This window comes from Streptomyces sp. NPDC038200, assembly GCF_055600785.1.
On record NZ_JBVJYH010000009.1, the window covers coordinates 338,194 to 355,362 of the forward strand.

General features: G+C 73.0%; 17 protein-coding genes. 11 read left to right on the plus strand and 6 right to left on the minus strand.

Features of this window, described 5'->3' with window-relative positions; genetic code table 11:
• Positions 1-2 precede the first annotated feature (2 nt).
• The 4 genes from ACZ7KF_RS21230 to ACZ7KF_RS21245 are packed head-to-tail and all read left to right on the plus strand — an operon-like array spanning position 3 to position 2,470.
• Positions 3-218 (plus strand): MbtH family protein, encoded by a 216-nt coding sequence (locus ACZ7KF_RS21230; RefSeq protein ID WP_471077018.1) that lies wholly within the window; start codon positions 3-5, stop codon positions 216-218.
• A gap of 11 nt (positions 219-229) precedes the next feature.
• Positions 230-1,477: a cytochrome P450 gene (locus tag ACZ7KF_RS21235; RefSeq protein WP_471077020.1), complete on the plus strand. Its 1,248-nt coding sequence runs from the start codon at positions 230-232 to the stop codon at positions 1,475-1,477.
• Between the two features lie 5 nt (positions 1,478-1,482).
• The gene (locus ACZ7KF_RS21240; protein WP_471077023.1) at positions 1,483-2,250 is read left to right on the plus strand and encodes an SRPBCC family protein; all 768 of its coding nucleotides are present in this window, start codon (positions 1,483-1,485) and stop codon (positions 2,248-2,250) included.
• 31 nt (positions 2,251-2,281) lie between these two features.
• Positions 2,282-2,470, plus strand: a complete 189-nt coding sequence (locus tag ACZ7KF_RS21245) for a hypothetical protein (protein WP_471077026.1) — start codon at positions 2,282-2,284, stop codon at positions 2,468-2,470.
• A gap of 78 nt (positions 2,471-2,548) precedes the next feature.
• Here ACZ7KF_RS21245 and ACZ7KF_RS21250 read toward each other — a convergent pair whose 3' ends face one another.
• Genes ACZ7KF_RS21250 through ACZ7KF_RS21270 form a run of 5 tightly spaced genes read right to left on the minus strand, consistent with a single transcriptional unit; the run spans position 2,549 to position 9,426 of the window.
• Positions 2,549-3,907, minus strand: coding sequence for an NAD(P)/FAD-dependent oxidoreductase (locus ACZ7KF_RS21250; protein WP_471077029.1), 1,359 nt, complete (start codon positions 3,905-3,907; stop codon positions 2,549-2,551).
• Positions 3,904-4,971 carry an oligopeptide/dipeptide ABC transporter ATP-binding protein gene (locus tag ACZ7KF_RS21255; RefSeq protein WP_471077031.1) on the minus strand — a complete coding sequence of 356 codons (1,068 nt, stop codon included), beginning with the start codon at positions 4,969-4,971 and terminating at the stop codon, positions 3,904-3,906. The genes ACZ7KF_RS21250 and ACZ7KF_RS21255 overlap by 4 nt, the downstream gene beginning before the upstream one ends.
• On the minus strand, positions 4,968-6,911 hold the full coding sequence (locus ACZ7KF_RS21260) for a dipeptide/oligopeptide/nickel ABC transporter permease/ATP-binding protein (RefSeq protein ID WP_471077034.1): 1,944 nt from the start codon (positions 6,909-6,911) through the stop codon (positions 4,968-4,970). The genes ACZ7KF_RS21255 and ACZ7KF_RS21260 overlap by 4 nt, the downstream gene beginning before the upstream one ends.
• A gap of 4 nt (positions 6,912-6,915) precedes the next feature.
• Entirely contained in the window at positions 6,916-7,902 is a 987-nt protein-coding gene (locus ACZ7KF_RS21265; protein WP_471077037.1) for an ABC transporter permease, read from the minus strand.
• Between the two features lie 51 nt (positions 7,903-7,953).
• On the minus strand, positions 7,954-9,426 hold the full coding sequence (locus tag ACZ7KF_RS21270; protein WP_471077040.1) for an ABC transporter substrate-binding protein: 1,473 nt from the start codon (positions 9,424-9,426) through the stop codon (positions 7,954-7,956).
• A 279-nt stretch (positions 9,427-9,705) separates the two neighbouring features.
• On the opposite strand from ACZ7KF_RS21270, the gene ACZ7KF_RS21275 reads away from it, so the two are divergent.
• The 6 genes from ACZ7KF_RS21275 to ACZ7KF_RS21300 all read left to right on the plus strand — a co-directional run bounded on the left by ACZ7KF_RS21275 (position 9,706) and on the right by ACZ7KF_RS21300 (position 14,815).
• A complete protein-coding gene (locus tag ACZ7KF_RS21275) occupies positions 9,706-11,466 on the plus strand; it encodes a DUF885 domain-containing protein (RefSeq protein ID WP_471077043.1) in 1,761 nt (586 codons plus the stop codon).
• A 237-nt stretch (positions 11,467-11,703) separates the two neighbouring features.
• Positions 11,704-12,006 (plus strand): DUF5132 domain-containing protein, encoded by a 303-nt coding sequence (locus tag ACZ7KF_RS21280; protein ID WP_471077046.1) that lies wholly within the window; start codon positions 11,704-11,706, stop codon positions 12,004-12,006.
• A 43-nt stretch (positions 12,007-12,049) separates the two neighbouring features.
• The gene (locus ACZ7KF_RS21285; RefSeq protein WP_471077048.1) at positions 12,050-12,241 is read left to right on the plus strand and encodes a hypothetical protein; all 192 of its coding nucleotides are present in this window, start codon (positions 12,050-12,052) and stop codon (positions 12,239-12,241) included.
• Entirely contained in the window at positions 12,238-13,005 is a 768-nt protein-coding gene (locus ACZ7KF_RS21290; RefSeq protein ID WP_471077051.1) for a thioesterase II family protein, read from the plus strand. The genes ACZ7KF_RS21285 and ACZ7KF_RS21290 overlap by 4 nt, the downstream gene beginning before the upstream one ends.
• Positions 13,006-13,210: 205 nt before the next feature.
• The gene (locus ACZ7KF_RS21295; RefSeq protein ID WP_471077054.1) at positions 13,211-14,353 is read left to right on the plus strand and encodes an alpha/beta fold hydrolase; all 1,143 of its coding nucleotides are present in this window, start codon (positions 13,211-13,213) and stop codon (positions 14,351-14,353) included.
• A gap of 201 nt (positions 14,354-14,554) precedes the next feature.
• The gene (locus ACZ7KF_RS21300) at positions 14,555-14,815 is read left to right on the plus strand and encodes a DUF5132 domain-containing protein (RefSeq protein WP_471077057.1); all 261 of its coding nucleotides are present in this window, start codon (positions 14,555-14,557) and stop codon (positions 14,813-14,815) included.
• A 65-nt stretch (positions 14,816-14,880) separates the two neighbouring features.
• On the opposite strand, the gene ACZ7KF_RS21305 is transcribed toward ACZ7KF_RS21300, so the two are convergent.
• Positions 14,881-15,048 carry a hypothetical protein gene (locus tag ACZ7KF_RS21305; RefSeq protein ID WP_471077059.1) on the minus strand — a complete coding sequence of 56 codons (168 nt, stop codon included), beginning with the start codon at positions 15,046-15,048 and terminating at the stop codon, positions 14,881-14,883.
• A gap of 444 nt (positions 15,049-15,492) precedes the next feature.
• Between ACZ7KF_RS21305 and ACZ7KF_RS21310 the strand changes: the two genes are divergently transcribed.
• The gene (locus tag ACZ7KF_RS21310; RefSeq protein ID WP_471077062.1) at positions 15,493-17,154 is read left to right on the plus strand and encodes a glycosyltransferase family 2 protein; all 1,662 of its coding nucleotides are present in this window, start codon (positions 15,493-15,495) and stop codon (positions 17,152-17,154) included.
• Positions 17,155-17,169 lie beyond the last annotated feature (15 nt).

Below are 17,169 nucleotides of genomic sequence, written 5' to 3' on the forward strand. Positions count from 1 at the left end.
CCATGACCAACCCGTTCGAGGACGAGGAGGGCACCTTCCTCGTGCTCGTCAACCACGAGAACCAGCACTCGCTGTGGCCGCAGTTCGCGGACGTCCCCGCCGGCTGGACCGTCGCCCACGGCCCCGGCACCCACGCCGCATGCCTGGAGTACGTCGAGCGGACCTGGACCGACATGCGGCCCAAGAGCCTCGTCGACGCCATGGACGCCCAGCGGTAGCGCGGCCGACGTTGACCTCCACCGACACCCTGGACGAGGCCCGCGACGCCGCGGGCCTCGTCCGGCCCGGCGACCTCGCCGCGGCGCTGCGGACGCCCGAGGCCCGCCGGGACCCGTACCCGTTCTACGCCCGCATGCGGCGCGAGAGCCCGGTCCACCGCAGCGACCAGGGCATCTGGTACCTCACCCGGTACACCGACGTCGAGGCGGCCCTCGGAGACCTGCGGCTGTCCAACGACCGGGACCGGATGACCCGTGCCTACGGCGCGCTCGGCGGCGACCTGAAGGCCTTCAGCAGGCTCACCGACCGGCTCGGCCGGGTGATGAGCAACACCGACCCGCCGGACCACGCCCGGCTGCGCAAGCTGGCCAACCGCGCCTTCACGGCCCGGCGGGTCGAAGCCCTGCGCGACGGCATCCAGCGGATCGTCGACCGGCTCGTCGACGAGGCGGTCGCGGCGGGGTCGTCCATGGACCTGATCGAGGCGGTCGCCTCCCCGCTGCCGCTGTCCGTGGTCTGCGAGTTGTTCGGCATTCCGCCCGAGGACCGCCCGCAGGTCAAGAGCTGGTTCCGCCGCCTCGGCCGGCTCTCCGAGGACATCGACAAGTCCGAGGCCGCCATCGAGCAGTACGAGGAGTACCTCGCCCGGCTCGTCCGCCGACGCCGGGCCGACCCGGGCGACGACCTGGTCAGCGCCCTGGTCGCGACACAGGCGCAGGACGACCGGCTCACCGACTCCGAACTGCTGTCCACCTGCTTCGTGCTGATCACCGCCGGAGACGAGACCACCACCCACCTGGTCGGCAACGGCATGCTCGCCCTGCTGCGCCACCCCGACCAGCTGGCCCGGCTGCGCGAGGACCCGGCGCTGATCCGCACGGCCGTCGACGAACTGACCCGCTACGACACGCCGACCCAGGCGATCGTCCGGGTCGTCGCCGAGGACGTCGAGATCGGCGGGCGGACGCTGCGCGAGGGCGAGCTGGTGTACCTGTTCCTCGCCGCGACCAACCGTGATCCCGAGCGCTTCGAGGACCCCGACCGGCTCGACCTGACCCGCCCCGGGAACCGGCACCTGAGCTTCGGCAACGGACCGCACTTCTGCCTCGGCGGCCCGCTGGCCAGGCTCCAGGCCGAGGTGGCCGTCGGCACGCTGGTCCGTCGGCTCCCGCACCTGCGGCTGGCCGACGGGGCGGCCCTCGAATGGCGGCCCAACCCCCTGCAACGGCGGCTGAACGCCCTGCCGCTCAGCTACTGACCCCCATGAACGACGACGAAGGAGAACTGACCATGGCCCGAGAGTTCCAGGTCCGCCGGGAGCAGGATCTGACCGCCACGCCCGAACAGGTCTGGCAGGCGGTCGCCACCGGCGCCGGCAACCTCGGCTGGCTGTACCCCATGGAGGTCGAGCCGCACGTCGGCGGAAAGGTCACCCGGGCGGACGGCACCGTCGTGGCGTGGGACCCGCCGCACCACTTCGCCGTGCGCGTGGCCCTGGACGACGGGTTCTCCAACACCCTCACCTACCGGATCGAGCCACTCGACGACGGAACCAGCCACCTGCGGATGGGAATCCACTGGGTGCACACGGGAGTCGTCGACGACTACTGGGACACCAAGGCGGACGCGGCCGAGAAGCACGTCGACTTCTACCAGCACGGTCTCGCCGAGTACCTGAGGCACTTCGCCGCCCGCCCCGCCGTCTACATCAAGGCCGGCCGCGACGAGCGCACCGACGACCCCGCCGACTTCGCCGCTCTGCGCCGACGCCTCGGCCTCGCCGACGACGCGACCGTCGGCGACCGGCTGTCGCTCGACGTCCCCGGTGCGGACGGCGGCCCGCAGGAGGTGGTCGTGGACTGGCTCAGCCCCGACTTCGTGGGCCTGCGCGGCCCGGACGCGCTGTACCGGTTCTTCAACGGCAGCTCCTGGAACTGGCCGATCTGGCTGGGCCACCACCTGTTCGCCGAGGACGCGGACGAACAGCAGGCCACGAAGGCGTGGACCGCCTGGCTCACCAACGGCGCCTGACTCGTCACACGACACAACCGAAGGACCCCTGGTGGAAACACTGCTCTACGCCGCCGAACTCGTCCAGGAGGACGGTGCCTACCGGCTCGTCGTACAGGACGTGGTGCGGGACACGGTCCAGGTCACTCCCGTCCCCAAATCCGCGGTGGACAGGCTCCCGGTCTTCCTGAAGGTGCTGAGCTCCAAGCTCGGCTCCGCACCGCCGCGCGGCCGCTGGTAGCTCCTTCCGACGTCACGGGCCGGTGGTGTCGTCCGGCGCGGCGGCTCCTGGACGGCACCGGCCCCGCCGCGCCACGGGTCAGCCCAGGACGGTTCGGGCGGCGGCGCCCTCGGCCACGGGGCGCTTGCGGGAGAACGCGCCCAGGTTGACGACGACGCCGGTGTGTTCTCCCGTGTAGGTCAGCGGATCGCCGTCGTGGTCGTGGCCGGACTCGACGCGGTCGACCAGCGCGGCGAGGAATCGGCCCGCCAGTGGAGCGTTCTTGAACTGGTTGCCGCTCGTTCCCATGGCGACGTAGAAGCCGGCCAGATCGGTGCGGTCGTAGATCGGGGTCCAGTCGTCGGCGACGTCGTAGACACCGGCGATGCCGGTCGGCCGGTTCGGGACGCACAGCAGCGGGAACCGCCGTGCGGCCCTGGTCACCTGGGTGTCGAACCGGGCGGGCGTCGGGTGCGGGTTGCACGCGTCGGGATCGTCGAGCCACTCCATGGGGTCGCAGGCGGGCAGCGTGCTGCCGATGAGGACGTGTCCGCCGAGCGGGCGCAGGTAGGTCCCGAGGTCGACGTCGGCCACGATCGGGCCGCGCCCGGTCCCGGCGCCGCCCGGGCTGGACGAGGTGGTGTCGCCCCGGCAGTCCGGTGCGGCCACCTGGTGGACCTCCTCGCGCAGCGGGCGCACACCGACGGTGAACTCGGCTCCGACCCCGGCCGTCCGGTTGAACGCGCCCGACCAGGGCCCGGCGGCGTTGATCACCACGGGTGCCGTGATCGCGGTGCCGTCGGCGAGCCGGATGCCCGCCACCCGGTCCTCGCGGCGCAGGACACCGACGACCGTGCGGTGGAAGAGGAAGCGCGCCCCGATGCGGGCCGCCGCGTCCGCGAGGTTCTGCGCGGCGAGCCGGGGGTCGTCGACGAAACCCGCGTCGGGGGTGAACAGCGCGCCCAGCTCCCCTTGCGGGCCGGAGAAGAACGCCTCGTCGAGCAGGGGTCTGGGGGGCCCGTAGCGTCCCGCGTCGATGCCGGGGACCCGGCTGCGCAGCGTTGCGGCATCCCAGCGTTGGTACGGCACGCCGGCCCGCTCGAACAGTGCGATGACCTCCGATGTCCCGGAGCCCGGCGCGTCGAGGAGCACCGCTCCGGTCCGTCGGAACGATGCCAGGCCGGGGCCGCCCGCGGTGCCCAGGTGCTCCGCCCATCCCGCCCAGCAGTGCTGGGCTTCCCAGGCGGTGGCGACACCGTCCCAGGTCGAGTAGTTGAAACGGATGATCGCGCTGGAGGCGCTGGTGGATCCGTGGCCGACGCCGCCGGACTTGTCGACGACCACCACGTGCCGACCGGTGCGCGCCAGTTCCAGTGCCACCGCGGCACCGATCACACCGGCGCCCACGACGACCGCGTCCGCGCCGGACGGAAGCGTGCCCGGTTCCGTGGCCGTCATGACGGCAGGTCCCCGGGGGTCCGCGCAGGCCGGTCACCGTGCACGTCCTCGTGCCCGCCGCCGGCGGGGGGCGGGCAGTCGCCGGCCGGGTGCGGGAACGGGAAGTGGCAGGCGGCGCGGTGCGGCTGTCCGGCCGCGTCCCGCTGGGGGTCCCGTGCGGCGCAGACGTCCCGTCCGGGACGCCGGTTCGGCCCGACGGGACAGCGCGGGTGGAAGCGGCATCCGGTCGGTGGTGACGCGGGGTCGGGTGCCTCTCCGACGAGGACCGGTTCCGCGACCGGTCGTCGCCCGGCGTGCAGGCTCGGCACGGCGGACAGCAGCGTTCGGGTGTAGGGATGCCGGGGGCCGCGCAGCAGGTTCTCGGTGGGGGCGGTCTCGACGATCCGACCGAGGTACATCACGGCGACGTCGTCCGCCACCTGGCGGACGGCGGCGAGGTCATGGCTGATGAACAGCATGGCGAAGCCCATGCGTCGCTGAAGGTCCCGGAGCATGGTGAGGAGCGCCGCCCGGACCGACACGTCGAGAGCCGAGGTGACCTCGTCGGCGACGAGAACCGCCGGATCGACGGCGAGCGCGCGGGCGACGGCCACGCGCTGGCGCTGGCCGCCCGACAGCTGCCGCGGCACCCGGTCGGCACAGCCGGCGTCGAGACCGACGAGTTCCAGCAGTCCGGCGACGCGCTGTTCGCGGCCGCGGCGGTCCAGCCGGACGAAGGCCCCCGCTGATTCGGCGAGCGACTGACGGACCGTCATGCGAGGGTCCAACGCCGTGTCGGGGTCCTGGAACACCAGCTGGACCTGTTGCCCCAGCCGGCGCCGATCGGCCGCCCGGCGCCCACGGTACTCGCGCCCACCGACCGTGATCCGCCCGGCGCACGGGCTGTGCAGCCCGACGACCGCACGGGCCAGAGTGGACTTCCCCGAACCGGACTCGCCGACCAGGCCGACCGTGGTGCCCCGGGGAACCTCCAGTGACACCCCGTCCACCGCCGTGACCGGCCCGAACGGCCCGTGGTGGCGGACAGTGACGTCGTCCAGCGTCAGTCCCGTCCCTTCCCTCACCGCTCCGCCTCCTCGGTCTCGCTCCGTCCGTGGCACAGGGCCGGGGGCGCCGGTCGCCAGCAGGCGACCTCGTGCTCCGGGCCGAGCGGGGACAACACGGGGCTCTCCACGGCACACCGGTCCAGTCGACGCGGGCAGCGGTCGCGGAACGCGCAGCCCGGGGACGCGCCGGACGGATCAGGTGGCCTTCCCTCGATGGCGGGCAGGGGACGGTCACGATCCGCGGCCGGGTCGGGGACCGAGGCGACGAGCATCCGCGTGTACGGGTGCCGTGCGCCGGCCGCCAGCTCCCGGGCCGGGAGGTTCTCCACGACCGTGCCCCCGTACATGACCAGAACCCGGTCGCAGGCGTCGGCCACCAGGGCGATGTCGTGGCTGATGAAGAGGATCGCGGTGCCGTCGTCGCGCCGGATGCGGTGGAGCAGGTCCATGATCTGCCGCTGCACGGTGACGTCCAGGGCCGTCGTCGGCTCGTCCGCGATGAGGAGGCCGGGCCGCATCATCGAGGCGGCGGCGATCGCCACTCGCTGGCGCTGACCGCCGGAGAGCTGGAAGGGGCGGGACCGCAGCAACCGGCGCCCGCCGGGCAGCGCGACCCGCTGGAGCTGGACCAGGGCCTGCTCGACGGCCTCGGCACGAGGGGTGCCGCGGTGTGCGCGCACCGCCTCCGTCATCTGCGTTCCGATGCGGAGCGAGGGGTTGAAGGCCGAGGCCGGGTTCTGGAAGATCATCGCCATTCCGGTCGCCAGCAGTCTGCGTCGCTCCTTGCGGGACGACGACTCCGCGTCCGCGCCGAGGAACCGGTGCGTGGCCCAGGTCGCGCGGGCGCCGTCCGGCAGCAGATCGGCGAGGGCGAGCGCCGTCAGCGACTTGCCGGAGCCGGACTCGCCGACCAGGCCGACCATCTCCCCGCGCCGCAGGGCGAGGGTGACCCCGCGGACGGGCCGGACCACCCCGTCCGTCGTGGGGAGGGCGACCCGCAGGTCCTCCACCTCCAGCACGTGCTCCCCGGATGCCGGGCGGGCGGCGCGTGCCGGGTGTGCCGCGGGCTCCTCCCTCAGGCGCGGGCGGGTACGTCGCGCGGCGGCTCCGGCCAGCACCTCGCCGAGCAGTTGGAAGGCCACGGCGGCGTAGACGATGGCGATGCCGGGCGCCACGGCGGGCAGCGGTTCGGTGTAGATGCGGTCCAGCCCCTGGCTCAGCAGGAGCCCCCAGTCGTACGAGGGGGGCCGCACCCCCAGTCCGAGGAAGCTCAGCCCCGACAGGGCCACGAGGGCAGAGCCCACGGTGACCGTGGTGTTGAGCACCAGCGGTTCGGCGATGTGGGGCAGGACATGGCGCAGGACCAGCCGGTGGCGGTGCAGGCCCAGCACACGCGCCGCCGCCATGAAGTCGGTGCCGGCCACTCCGGCGGCCAGGGTCTGCGTGATCCGTGCGAAGCCCGGGGCGCAGGCGACGGCGAGGGCGAACACCGCGCCCCCCGCGCCCGCGCCGAAGAGGGCCGCGAAGAACATCGCGACGAGGAGCGCGGGGAAGGCCAGCAGGAGGTTGATCAGGGCGCCCAGCAGGCGGCGGGCGCGCCCGCCCACGACGGCGGTGAGCGCGCCGAGCGTGATCCCGGCTGCCGCGCCGAGGAGCGTGGCCGCGACCGCCGGCAGGAGGGAGGGCCAGGTCGCCGAGAGCAGCCGGGCCAGCAGGTCGCGCCCGAGGTGGTCGGTGCCGAGCAGGTGATCCGCGGTGGGCCCCCGCAGCACCGCCGACGGGTCCGGACGGTCGGCCGCCCGCCCCCACGGAAGCGCCCCCGCCACGGCGAGGACGGCGAGCGATCCGAGCATCACCAGGGTGATCACGCCCATGGGCGAGGCCCAGCCCCACCGGGACGCCCGGGTCCGGCCGGGGGCGGCGCGCGAGGCGGAGAGGGAAGGGGAGGACAGCACCATCGGATCACGTCTTCCGGATGACCGATCGGGGGTCGAGCAGCGCGAGAGCGAGATCGACCAGGAAGTTCACCACGAGGACGGCCGAGCCCAGCACCAGAACCGACGCCTCGACGACCGCGTGGTCCTGCGCGGCCACGGACTGCGCCATCGCCGAACCGATGCCCGGCCAGGCGAACACCTTCTCGACCAGTACCGTCCCCGCGATCAGGGCCGGCAGGAGGTTCCCGGCGAGCGTCAGCGACGCGGTCAGGGTGTTCGGTGCCACGTGGCGCAGACAGAGCGTGGCGGCGGGCAGCCGTTTCGCGCGGGCGGCACGCAGATGGTCCGTCGCGAGAACCTTGAGCGTCTCCACCCGGACGATCCGCAGCAGGACCGCGGTCGGAGCGAGCGCCAGCGAGAGCACGGGCAGCACGTACGACTGGGGGCCGAGGTCGCCGGCCACCGGAAAGACGCGCAGGGCGACCGCCAGTCCCGCGGTGAGACCCGCCGCGAGCACGAAGTCCGGCGTGCCCGCCAGCACGGAGGTCGTGGCGGTGAACGCCAGTTCCGCCCGGGGCCGCCGCCCGCCGCGGGTCCACACCGCGGCCAGCAGTCCCCCGGGCAGGGCGACGACGAGTACGCAGGCGAACGCCAGGACAGCCAGCAGCAAGGTGGCCGGCAGCCGCGCTCGCACCAGGTCGGCCACCGGCTCGCCGGTCACCAGGGAGACCCCCAGGTCCCCGTGGGCGAGGTGGCGCAGGTACTGCCGGTACTGCGCCGACAGTCCCAGGTCCAGACCGAGTTGGTGCCGTTTCGCCGCCACGAGGTCCGGCGGGGCGTCCACACCCAGCGCGGCCCGTACGGGGTCACCGGGTACCAGCCGGATCATCGCGAAGGAAGCGGTGACGACCACGCAGAGGGAGACCGCCAGCCGCACCGCGCGCCGGCAGCAGAACACCACCCACGGATGGTGCCGGGCCAGGGCACCGAGCCGCGTGGACACGGTCGTCATGGGAGGCCTCCTCGACTGGTGGCGGGCGGGGGCGCGCGGGGTCCGCCGCCGCTATCTGTGCAGGCGGATGCTGGTCGGCACGATCCGCCCGCCGGGCGCGACGGCGAAGGTCGTCCGATGGCCGTACACCGTGCTCGTGCCGTCGGCGACGGGCAGCGCGTCGGCCGAGCGGAACAGCTCCGCGGCGGCCCTGTTCCAGTCCGCGCAGCTGGCCGTGCCCGCCGAGCGCAGCGCGAGGGCGACGAAGCGGTCGTAGGCGCGGTTGGCGACGTGCGCGAAGTTCAGTCCCCGCGAGGGCGGCGGACCGGAGAAGTACGGGACGAGCTGCGCGGGCAGCGGCGGGCCCGGTGAGCTGCCGACCACGACGTCGAAGTCGCCGCTCTGGTACATGGCCTGCATCACCGCGTTGCGGCTCTCTCCGACGAGGTCGACGTCCACGCCCAGCGCCTGCCAGGTGGCGGCCATCAGTTCGGCGACCGACGGAAGGGTGGAGCCGAATTCGGCGCTGCTGAGCAGCCGCAGCCGCAGCTGTCTGCCGTGCTTCACCAGCCTGCCCCGGGCGTTCTTCGTCCAGCCCGCGGCGCCCAGGGCCCGCACGGCGCTGCGCGAGGGCAGGTTCCCGTCGGCGACGTCGGCGTGGCAGACGGCGTCCGCGGCGGTGAGATGACGCGCGGGCGTTCCGTCGCCGCCGATCGCCACATTGGCGAGGCCCTTGCGGTCCAGCGCGCCCACCAGTGCCCGCCGCAGCGCGGGATCGCTCAAGGGGCGGCCGGAGCGTTCGTTGAAGAAGGTCAGCCCCACCACGGTCGGCACCCGGGCGGTGGCCAGGCCGTGACCGGTCAGCCGCGCGCGGTCCGGGCCGGTCACCGCCGCGATGTTCACGCCGCCCGTGAGCAGCAGATTCGCCACCGTGGACTCCTGCGGCACCACCGACACCACGATCCGCTCGGGCTGGCCCGCGACCGCGTTCGTCGCTCCGCGCGGCCCCCACGCGTACCCCTTGCGCCGGGTGAAGCGGTACGGCCCGCCCGAGGTGTAGCCGCTCAGCACGTACGGCCCGGTGCCCTGCGTGCTCCTGTCCAGCGCGCCGGGATCCGCCAGTCCCGCGGGGCAGACGACGGGCAGCAGACCGATCGTCCGCACGATGAAGCTGTACGGTGACGCCATCCGCACCGACACCGTCCGTGCCGCGTCGTCGGCCGACACCGTGAAGGACACACCGGGCAGTGCCGCCCGGGCGCCGACGAGCCGGTTGCGGGGATCGCTCGCATAGCGGAGCGAGCGGGCCACCCCGGAGGCGGTGAGGGTCGTGCCGTCGGAGCAGGTGATTCCGCCGCGCAGGGTGAAACGCGCCGAAGTGGCCCCGGCCCGCCACTTCCGGGCCAGCCCGGACACCACGCTCCCGTCCGGCGCCATGGTGACCAACGAGTCGTAGGCATAGGGAGCCAGGGCGGAGCCGAACTGCGCGTACGGATGGAAACTCGGGGTCTCGGAGGCGGTGGCGATCGTGACGGTGCCCCCCACGACGACAGGGGTGTGTGTCGATGACACGTCGCCGCCGCAACCGGCCAGCACGGCTGACGCGACGACGGCGGACGCCACCGCGGCCGACCGGGCCCTGGGAAACGACACGGGTCGGCGGTGCATGGGGTTCATCGTGCCACCGGGATCGACGGCTCCGGTCCGGCTTTCCGGGGGCGGACACGAACGGGCCGGACGTTTTCCCCCGTCCGAGTGAGGCCGGCCGACTCGCGGTCCCCGTCCTTCCTGATGCGGCGTCACCCCGGCGCGCACACTGACGCCATGGCGAACCACTCATCGGACCTTCCGGACGGCTCGGCGGCGCGGGAGGTCGACCGACTCGCGACCGCCTACTGGGACTTCCTGCTCGCGCGTGAGCCGTCGCTGCGGACACGCCGCGGGCTGCCGGTCGAGTCGCTGCCGGGAGTGTCCGAAGCGGAGGCCGAGGAGCGGGCCGGTTTCGCGGCAGGGGTGCTGGACCGGCTGGGCACGCCGCGGACCGCGGGGCTGCCCGGCCCCACCGCCGACACCGCGGGCTTCCTTCGGGCGCTCGCCGGCCAGGAAGCGGAGGCCGGACGCTTCCACTGGCTCACCCCCACCGCCACGCCGTACCAGCTCTTCCGCCTCCAGCAGTACGGTGACACGGTCTTCCGCCCGTTCCGCTTCGAGCACCGGGCCGACGCGGACCGGTACGTGTCCCTCGTGCGGGATCTGGCCCGCTGCGTCGCGACGATCGGCGACAAGGCCGCCGGGCAGGCGGCGCGGGGCTTCCGCATCCCGGCCCCGGCGCTGGCCGGGGTGCACACCACGCTCACCCGGCTGCGGGCATCGGCGACCCGGTTCGTCCGAGCGGACGCCGAGCGGCTCACGCGACTCGACGCGGCCGGCCGGGGCCACGTGTCCGACGCGGTGGCGGGGCTCGTGGCCGCCGAACTGGAGCCGGCGTTCGACCGCCTTCTCGCCCTCGTGAACGACCCGGACTACCTCGGGCGGGCACCGCGGGCCGTCGGCTGGGCCCACTACCCGGAGGGCGAAGCGGCGTACCGGGCCTTCGTCAGGACGTACACATCCGGCGACACACCACCCGAACGCCTCCACGAGCTGGGCCGGGAACACTGCCGCGAACTCACCGAGCGGATGCGGGAGATGCGCGGCGCCCTCGGCTTCGCGGGGACGGAAGCGGAGTTCCACGAACGGCTCGCGACCGAGCCCCGTCTGTACGCCGGCGCCCCGGCGGAGGTCGAGGCCCGCTACCGCGGACACCTGGACCGTCTCACGCCGCTGCTGCCGCGCTGGTTCGCGGTCCTGCCCCGCGCCCCCTACGGCGTGGCCCGCCTCGATCCCGCACTGGAGGCGTCGATGACGTTCGGCTACTACGAACCGCCGACCGTCGCGGAACCGGTGGGACGCTACCGCTACAACGCCTCGGACCTGGCGCACCGGTCCCTGCTCGGCGCGGCCGCGCTGATCTACCACGAGCTGGCGCCCGGACATCACTTCCACCTCGCCCGTCAGGCCGAGAACACCGAGCTGCCCGACCTGCGACGCGAACTGGCGGTCTTCGACGGGTTCCAGGAGGGCTGGGCGGAGTACGCGGCCGGGCTCGCCTGGGAGATGGGGCTGTACGACGATCCGTGGGACGCGTACGGACGCCTGGCCCATGAACGGTTCACCGCGCAGCGCCTCGTCGTCGACACCGGTCTCAACCTCGGGACGATGACGCTGGAGCAGGCGCGCGCCTTCATGCGCGCCCACGCGGCGGCCGAGTCCGAGGCGCAGATCGCGACCGAGTTGCTGCGCTACGCGACCGACATGCCGGGGCAGGCGCTGACGTACCGGGCGGGTCACACGGAGTTCACGGCATTGCGGGCAGCCTGCGAAAGCGCCGCCGGCGCCGCGTTCGACGTGCGCGCCTTCCACGAGGCCGTGCTGGCCGGCGGCACACTGCCGTTTCCCGTCCTGCGCCGACGGGTGGCGAGAGAACTGCGCGGGGAGTCCAGCCGTCGGCAGAGGTCCCGGTCGTCCCCCGAAGCGGGCCGATGACATCGGGTTCGAGCCTCCGCATGGCCTGAACAGGCCGTCACGGAAAGGCCGTTCTCCTCGAACGGGTGAAGGCCACGGCGGAACCGGTGGCCGTTCGCGCAGTCCTGGATACTCTCTGTGATGAGGGGTGCGGGTTCGACGACACGGGATCCCTGCTTGTCATCGCGGCCGTCCCGGCCACCTCCCGTCGCCTTGTTCAGTCATCGTTTCCTCGGCGGAAGAGAAGGATGCCCTGCCATGCCGCCTGTAGTACCTCTCCTGATCGGCCTGATCGCCGCGCCCCTGGTCAAGAGGCTGGGCAGACCCGTCGTGCGGGGTATCGTCAAAACCTCGGTGGGCCTGGGGATCGAAGTCAAGAGGGCCGTCCACGAGGCCGGCGAGGGAATCAAGGATCTCGCGGCCGAGACGACCGCCGAGATGATCGCCGCCCAGAGGGCGCACGGGAGCGAGCACGGCACCGGCACCCCGCAGGCCGGCGGCGAGGGCAAGGCCACCGGACGAACCCGCGGCGCCGGTCCGGTCGCCGCCACGACGCACTGACGGCATGGCCGGAGAAGGCGGCACCCTGATGGAGGCAGGACAGATGTCTGCGACCGGAACACCCCTGTATTCCGCCGAACTCATCCAGGAAGGCAGCGCCTACAAACTCGTCGTGACCGATCGCCTGCGCCACACCGTGCAGACCACCTACGTGTCCAGGAGGGTGGTGGAGCAGCTTCCCACCTTCCTCTCCAAGCTCGGCTCCTCGCACCTGGGCGGTCTCCGACAGCGATGACGGCGCACGACACGAACAGGTGGTTCCGTGTCCACCGGCGCACGGCGGACCCCGGACTCCGACTGGTGTGCTTCCCGCACGCCGGCGGTACGGCACAGCTGTTCCACGGCTGGCCCGCGCTGCTGCCGAAGGACGTCGAGGTGCTCGCGGTGCGGTACCCCGGCCGCCAGGACCGGCTCGCGGAAGCCTGCATCGAGGACATGGCCACCCTGGCCGACACCGTCGAGGGCGCGCTGCGACCCTGGCTGGACCGGCCGCTGGTGCTCTTCGGGCACAGCATGGGCGCCTGCGTCGCCTACGAGGTGGCCCTGCGGCTGGAGGCCCGCGGCATCGTCCCCGAACAGCTGCTGGTCTCCGCACACGCGGCCCCCCAGCGGGCCGAGCGCACCGCACTGCACCGTGCCGACGACGAAACCCTGATCACCCGCGTCCGGCACCTCGGAGACCTGCACTCGGAGGCCTACGACATCCCGGAGCTGCGTGACCTGCTGCTGCCCGCCCTCCGCGCGGACTACCGGCTCATCGAGGGCTACCACCCCCCGTGCCCGGCTCCGGTCAAGGCCCCGATCACCGCGTACGTCGGCCAGGACGATCCGAGTTGCGCGCGCGACGGGGTCCTGGCCTGGTCCGAGCTCACCGCCCCGGGCTCCTTCGAGCTGCGCTCGTTCCCCGGGGACCACTTCTACCTCGTGGCCCGGGAGGCCGAGGTGGTCGCGGACGTGGCAGCACGCCTCGCGCGCGCGAGCGGCGCGGACCGCCCCTGAGGGTGGTGCGCGGGTACCGAACACCCGGACGTCCACGGCACACACGTCCCGCCGGTCGCCCGTACGGTCGTGCCGCCGTGCGCGCCCCGGCACCGCGCAGGGCGTCTGGCGCCCGCGGGGTTTCCAAGGGACGATGCTCGTGCCGGGCGCCGGGACGCGCGGTGTCCCCGGCAGCGGCCACGAAGGCCGGGACGGAGAGGGAACCATGCGACCGGGTGCACGTGTCGCCGACGCGATACTCCGGCTGCTCGGCCGGGACTGGGCCGGGCTGGCCATCGCCCTGCTGCCGGCGGCCGTGGGCGCCTGGTGCGTCGCCCTGGGAACCGGCTGGCGAGTCCTCGGCGGCCTGCTCTGCGCCGTGGCGCTCGCGCTCGGTCTCGGCTCCCTCCGCCATCTGGTGCATGTGGCCCGGGTGCGGATGAGGTATCCGCCACCCGGACGCATGGTCGACGTGGGCGGCTACCGCATGCACGTCCTCGCCGAGGGAGCCGCCGGACCGAGGCCCACGGTGGTCTGGATGCCGGGTGGCCATGCCGGCGGGTACGCCCTGTACCGGCTGCACGCACTGGCGCGGGAGCGGACGCGTTCGGTGCTGGTGGACCGTCCGGGCTCGGGCTGGAGCGACCCGGGCCCGTTCCCGCGCACGACGGCGGCCGAGGCCGTCGAACTGCTCACGGCTCTGGAGCGGGCCGGTGAAAAGGGGCCCTACGTCTTCGTGGGGCACTCCTTCGGGGGCCTGCTCATGGCCAACGCCGCCAGGCGCCGCCCCGACCTGATGGCCGGTCTGGTGCTGCTCGATCCCACTCCGCCCGATGTCGTCGCCTTCGGCCCGTCCCTCGCGACCCTGCGACATGCCGCGAGGGACCAGACCGCCCTCGCGCTGCGCCACCTCTTCGGTCTCCACGCCCTCGTGCGCAAGGACGAGGCACTCGTTCCCGAGGACCCCACGCGGGTTCTCGCCGCGATCGAGACCAGGACCAAGGCGAACTGCGCCGCGGCGTCGATCCTGCGAGAGCTGTCGCCGGACGGCATCACCCGAGACGGCTGGCAGACGGTCGTACACGATGGCGAACTGGGCTCGCTCCCCCTCCTCCTCGTGGCGCCACGCGATCTGACGGGCGGTGACACGATCTTCGACGCGGTCGGCGATCCGAAGGAGAGCGCCCGGGTGCGGCACTTCTTCCTCACCGTGCGGGAACGCTTCCTCGCGGCCTCCAGCGCGTCCCGGAGGGTCTATACCCCGGAGGGGACCGGCCACGACTTCCCGGACCGCGTACCCGAGTTCGTCGTGCGGGTGGTGGGCTCGCTGCTGGACGAGCACGGGGCGGGGGCACCGGACCCGTCCTGATCCCGTTCCGCGGCCGCGATCCGCTCCGACGCGCCTCCGCCCGAACGAATGAAAGGCGTCGGCGTCCCGGGCGCATCGGCCGAGGGCCGACTACGGTGTTGTCCGGTGGGGGTGACATCGCTGCCGCAGCGGCGTCGGCCAGGCGGTATCGGCACCTGCGGCGGCGGCAGCCGTGCTGTGCAGACAAGAGAGGGTTCCCGCATGCCCCCTGTCGTTCCTCCCTTCCTCATCGGCCTGATCACGGCCCCTCTGGTCAAGAGAGTGGGGAAATCGCTGGTGAGAGGCGTCGTCAAGACCTCGGTCGGACTGACCCTCGAAGTCAGACGTGCGGCCATCGAGGCGAGTGAGGAGATCCAGGACCTCACCCGTGAGGTGGCCGCCGAGAAGCTGGCGAGTTCGGCTCGCGCGCGTCGTGCGAGAGCCGACGGCGAGGTGGCGGCGCAGGGTGCCACCGCCGGCTGAGGGCCGGCGGTGTGCGGCGCGTGCCCGATACGGCCCGTCGGCGTGCCGCGAGACGTGTGGCAGGACTAGCCGGACCGGGTCGCCCGGGTGGCGTTGTTGTACACGCGTCTCAGGTGCTTCGCCGCGGGGCAGGGGGAAGGACTGAGCGCGCACTGGCGGCAGTAGCGCCGGTGGGCTTCGTAGTCCTCGCGTGCTTGGTCGACGGAGGAGGCGGTGTGGTGCGGTGACTGCATGGGGGCTCCTGACAGGCAGGGCGGCGCCGTGCGCCGCGTCGGCGGGCACGGGGGCGCCCTGCGGGGAGATGAGGGAGTGAAGGTTGCCTGAGGCTTTCGAATCCGGATGATGATCTTGTTACTGGCAGTACGCCAAGGCGGTCGTCCAGTACTGCCCTTAAGGGCTCCAGCGGTGCCCGCAAGCACTCATCGCCCGGCGCGGCCGTCCTGCCGGACCCCGCCGGCCGGACGGCTCGCGGTCCCGCGCCCCGGGCGGCGTCGGCGCCTCCTCCCCCGTCCCTTGGTGCAGGGTTCGTGCCCCAACAGCCCTCGTTCGGCCCAGGCGGGCGTGCCCCGCCGGGCGGCTTCCTAGCCTGGCCGTCGTGCTGTCGGCCGAGCGGCGTCGGTCGCCGCGTCGGCGCGTCCGGACAGCATCTTCACCAGCCGTCCCTGGAGCCCGACGTCATGGCTGCCCACCGTGTTCTTGTTCCCCCCGGGTCCGCACGGCCGTCCCGGGGGGCGTGGCGCCCCGGGGAGGGCCGGGCGGCACGCTCGGCGGCTCCCGAGGGGCTGCTCCCCACCCCTCCCGACGACCGGGAGAAGTACTCCTACGTCGTGCGCCGCACCTGGCTGCTCAGCCTCACGTCGTTCGTCGGGTTCGTGTGCGTCGCCTACAGCCAGATCGACTCGGCCCGGCACGGTCCGTGGATCTGGCTGTTCACGCCGGTCCTGCTGCTGTCCGCGCTGGGCTTCCTGATATCGCTCAGGCTGGACCTGTTCACTCCGGACTTCGATCTCAAGGCCCACCGCGCCCTGGTGCGCTCCTGGTCGCCGCGTGAGTACCCGTCGGTCGACGTCTTCCTGCCGGTGTGCGGTGAGCCGATCGCGGTGCTGCACAACACCTGGACGCATCTGCAACGGCTGGCCGAGACCTACCCCGGACGGGTCACCCCCCTCGTCCTCGACGACTCCGACAGCCCGGAGGTCGCCGCCATGGCGGACGACTTCGGTTTCCGCTATCTCGTGCGGCCCAACCGCGGCTGGTTCAAGAAGGCCGGCAACCTGCGCCACGGCTTCCAGCACTCCGACGGCGAGTTCATCCTCATCCTGGACGCCGACTTCGCCCCCCGGGCCGACCTCCTCGACGAACTGCTGCCGTACATGGACGCCGACCCGGACGCCGGGATCGTGCAGTCCCCCCAGTTCTTCCGCATCCTGGACCAGCAGAACTGGATCGAGCGCGGCGCCGGCGCCGTCCAGGAGCTGTTCTACCGTTCCGTCCAGGTCTCCCGGCAGCGCAGCGACGGCTCGATCTGTGTCGGTTCCTGTGCCGTCTACCGGCGCACCGCGCTCGCCGAGGTCGGCGGCACCAGTCTGATCGAGCACTCCGAGGACATGCACACCGGATTCGATCTGCGGGCGCGCGGCTGGGACCTCCGGTACGTGCCTCTCGCGCTCGCCACCGGTCTGTGCCCGGACACCATCGGCGCCTACTACAGCCAGCAGTACCGCTGGTGCATGGCGTCCATGAGCATGCTGGGCAGCCTGGAGCACTTCTGGCGGGTGCGGATGCGCTGGGTCAGCCGCCTGTGCTACGTCTCCGGGTTCGTCTACTACATCGAGTCGGCCCTGATGATCTTCACCGGTCCGCTGATCGTGTGCGTGCTGCTGCTGTTCTTCCCCGAGCAGATCAAGTTCACCGACATGTGGCTGCTGCTGCCCGGCATGGTCTACCTCGTCGTCGTCTACCCGCTGTGGCACCGCAGTCCGTACCGCCTGGAGGCATGGGCGACCCGGGTCCTCTACAGCTGGTCGCACGTCTTCGCCGTCTGGGACGTGCTGCGCCGCCGCGCCATGGGCTGGCAGCCCACCGGGGCCGGCGGCGCGCGGCGGAACAACGTCCGGCGCCTGTGGATCGGGATCTGGGCCTGGACCGTACCCGTCACCGCGCTCTGGATCGGTGCCTCCGTGTGGCGGATGGACACGATGGTGCCGGAGGACTTCGCCCTGCCGCTCGGCTCCGGGCTCTTCTACGCGGCGGCCGTGCTCCGCCTCCTGGTCCTGCCCCGCCCCGAGGAGCCCGCGGGTGCGGCCGGTCCGCCCGTCACGGCCGGGGGTTCCGCGTGAACGCCGCCGGGCGCA

Bases quoted from the DNA above. Each gene is read 5' to 3' on its own strand.
- ACZ7KF_RS21250 (WP_471077029.1), bottom strand. From the start codon at position 3,907: ATGACGGCCACGGAACCGGGCACGCTTCCGTCCGGCGCGGACGCGGTC.
- ACZ7KF_RS21290 (WP_471077051.1), top strand. From the start codon at position 12,238: ATGACGGCGCACGACACGAACAGGTGGTTCCGTGTCCACCGGCGCACG.
- ACZ7KF_RS21305 (WP_471077059.1), bottom strand. From the start codon at position 15,048: ATGCAGTCACCGCACCACACCGCCTCCTCCGTCGACCAAGCACGCGAG.
- ACZ7KF_RS21310 (WP_471077062.1), top strand. From the start codon at position 15,493: ATGGCTGCCCACCGTGTTCTTGTTCCCCCCGGGTCCGCACGGCCGTCC.
- ACZ7KF_RS21300 (WP_471077057.1), top strand. From the start codon at position 14,555: ATGCCCCCTGTCGTTCCTCCCTTCCTCATCGGCCTGATCACGGCCCCT.
- ACZ7KF_RS21275 (WP_471077043.1), top strand. From the start codon at position 9,706: ATGGCGAACCACTCATCGGACCTTCCGGACGGCTCGGCGGCGCGGGAG.
- ACZ7KF_RS21260 (WP_471077034.1), bottom strand. From the start codon at position 6,911: ATGGTGCTGTCCTCCCCTTCCCTCTCCGCCTCGCGCGCCGCCCCCGGC.
- ACZ7KF_RS21230 (WP_471077018.1), top strand. From the start codon at position 3: ATGACCAACCCGTTCGAGGACGAGGAGGGCACCTTCCTCGTGCTCGTC.
- ACZ7KF_RS21295 (WP_471077054.1), top strand. From the start codon at position 13,211: ATGCGACCGGGTGCACGTGTCGCCGACGCGATACTCCGGCTGCTCGGC.
- ACZ7KF_RS21280 (WP_471077046.1), top strand. From the start codon at position 11,704: ATGCCGCCTGTAGTACCTCTCCTGATCGGCCTGATCGCCGCGCCCCTG.
- ACZ7KF_RS21285 (WP_471077048.1), top strand. From the start codon at position 12,050: ATGTCTGCGACCGGAACACCCCTGTATTCCGCCGAACTCATCCAGGAA.
- ACZ7KF_RS21240 (WP_471077023.1), top strand. From the start codon at position 1,483: ATGAACGACGACGAAGGAGAACTGACCATGGCCCGAGAGTTCCAGGTC.
- ACZ7KF_RS21265 (WP_471077037.1), bottom strand. From the start codon at position 7,902: ATGACGACCGTGTCCACGCGGCTCGGTGCCCTGGCCCGGCACCATCCG.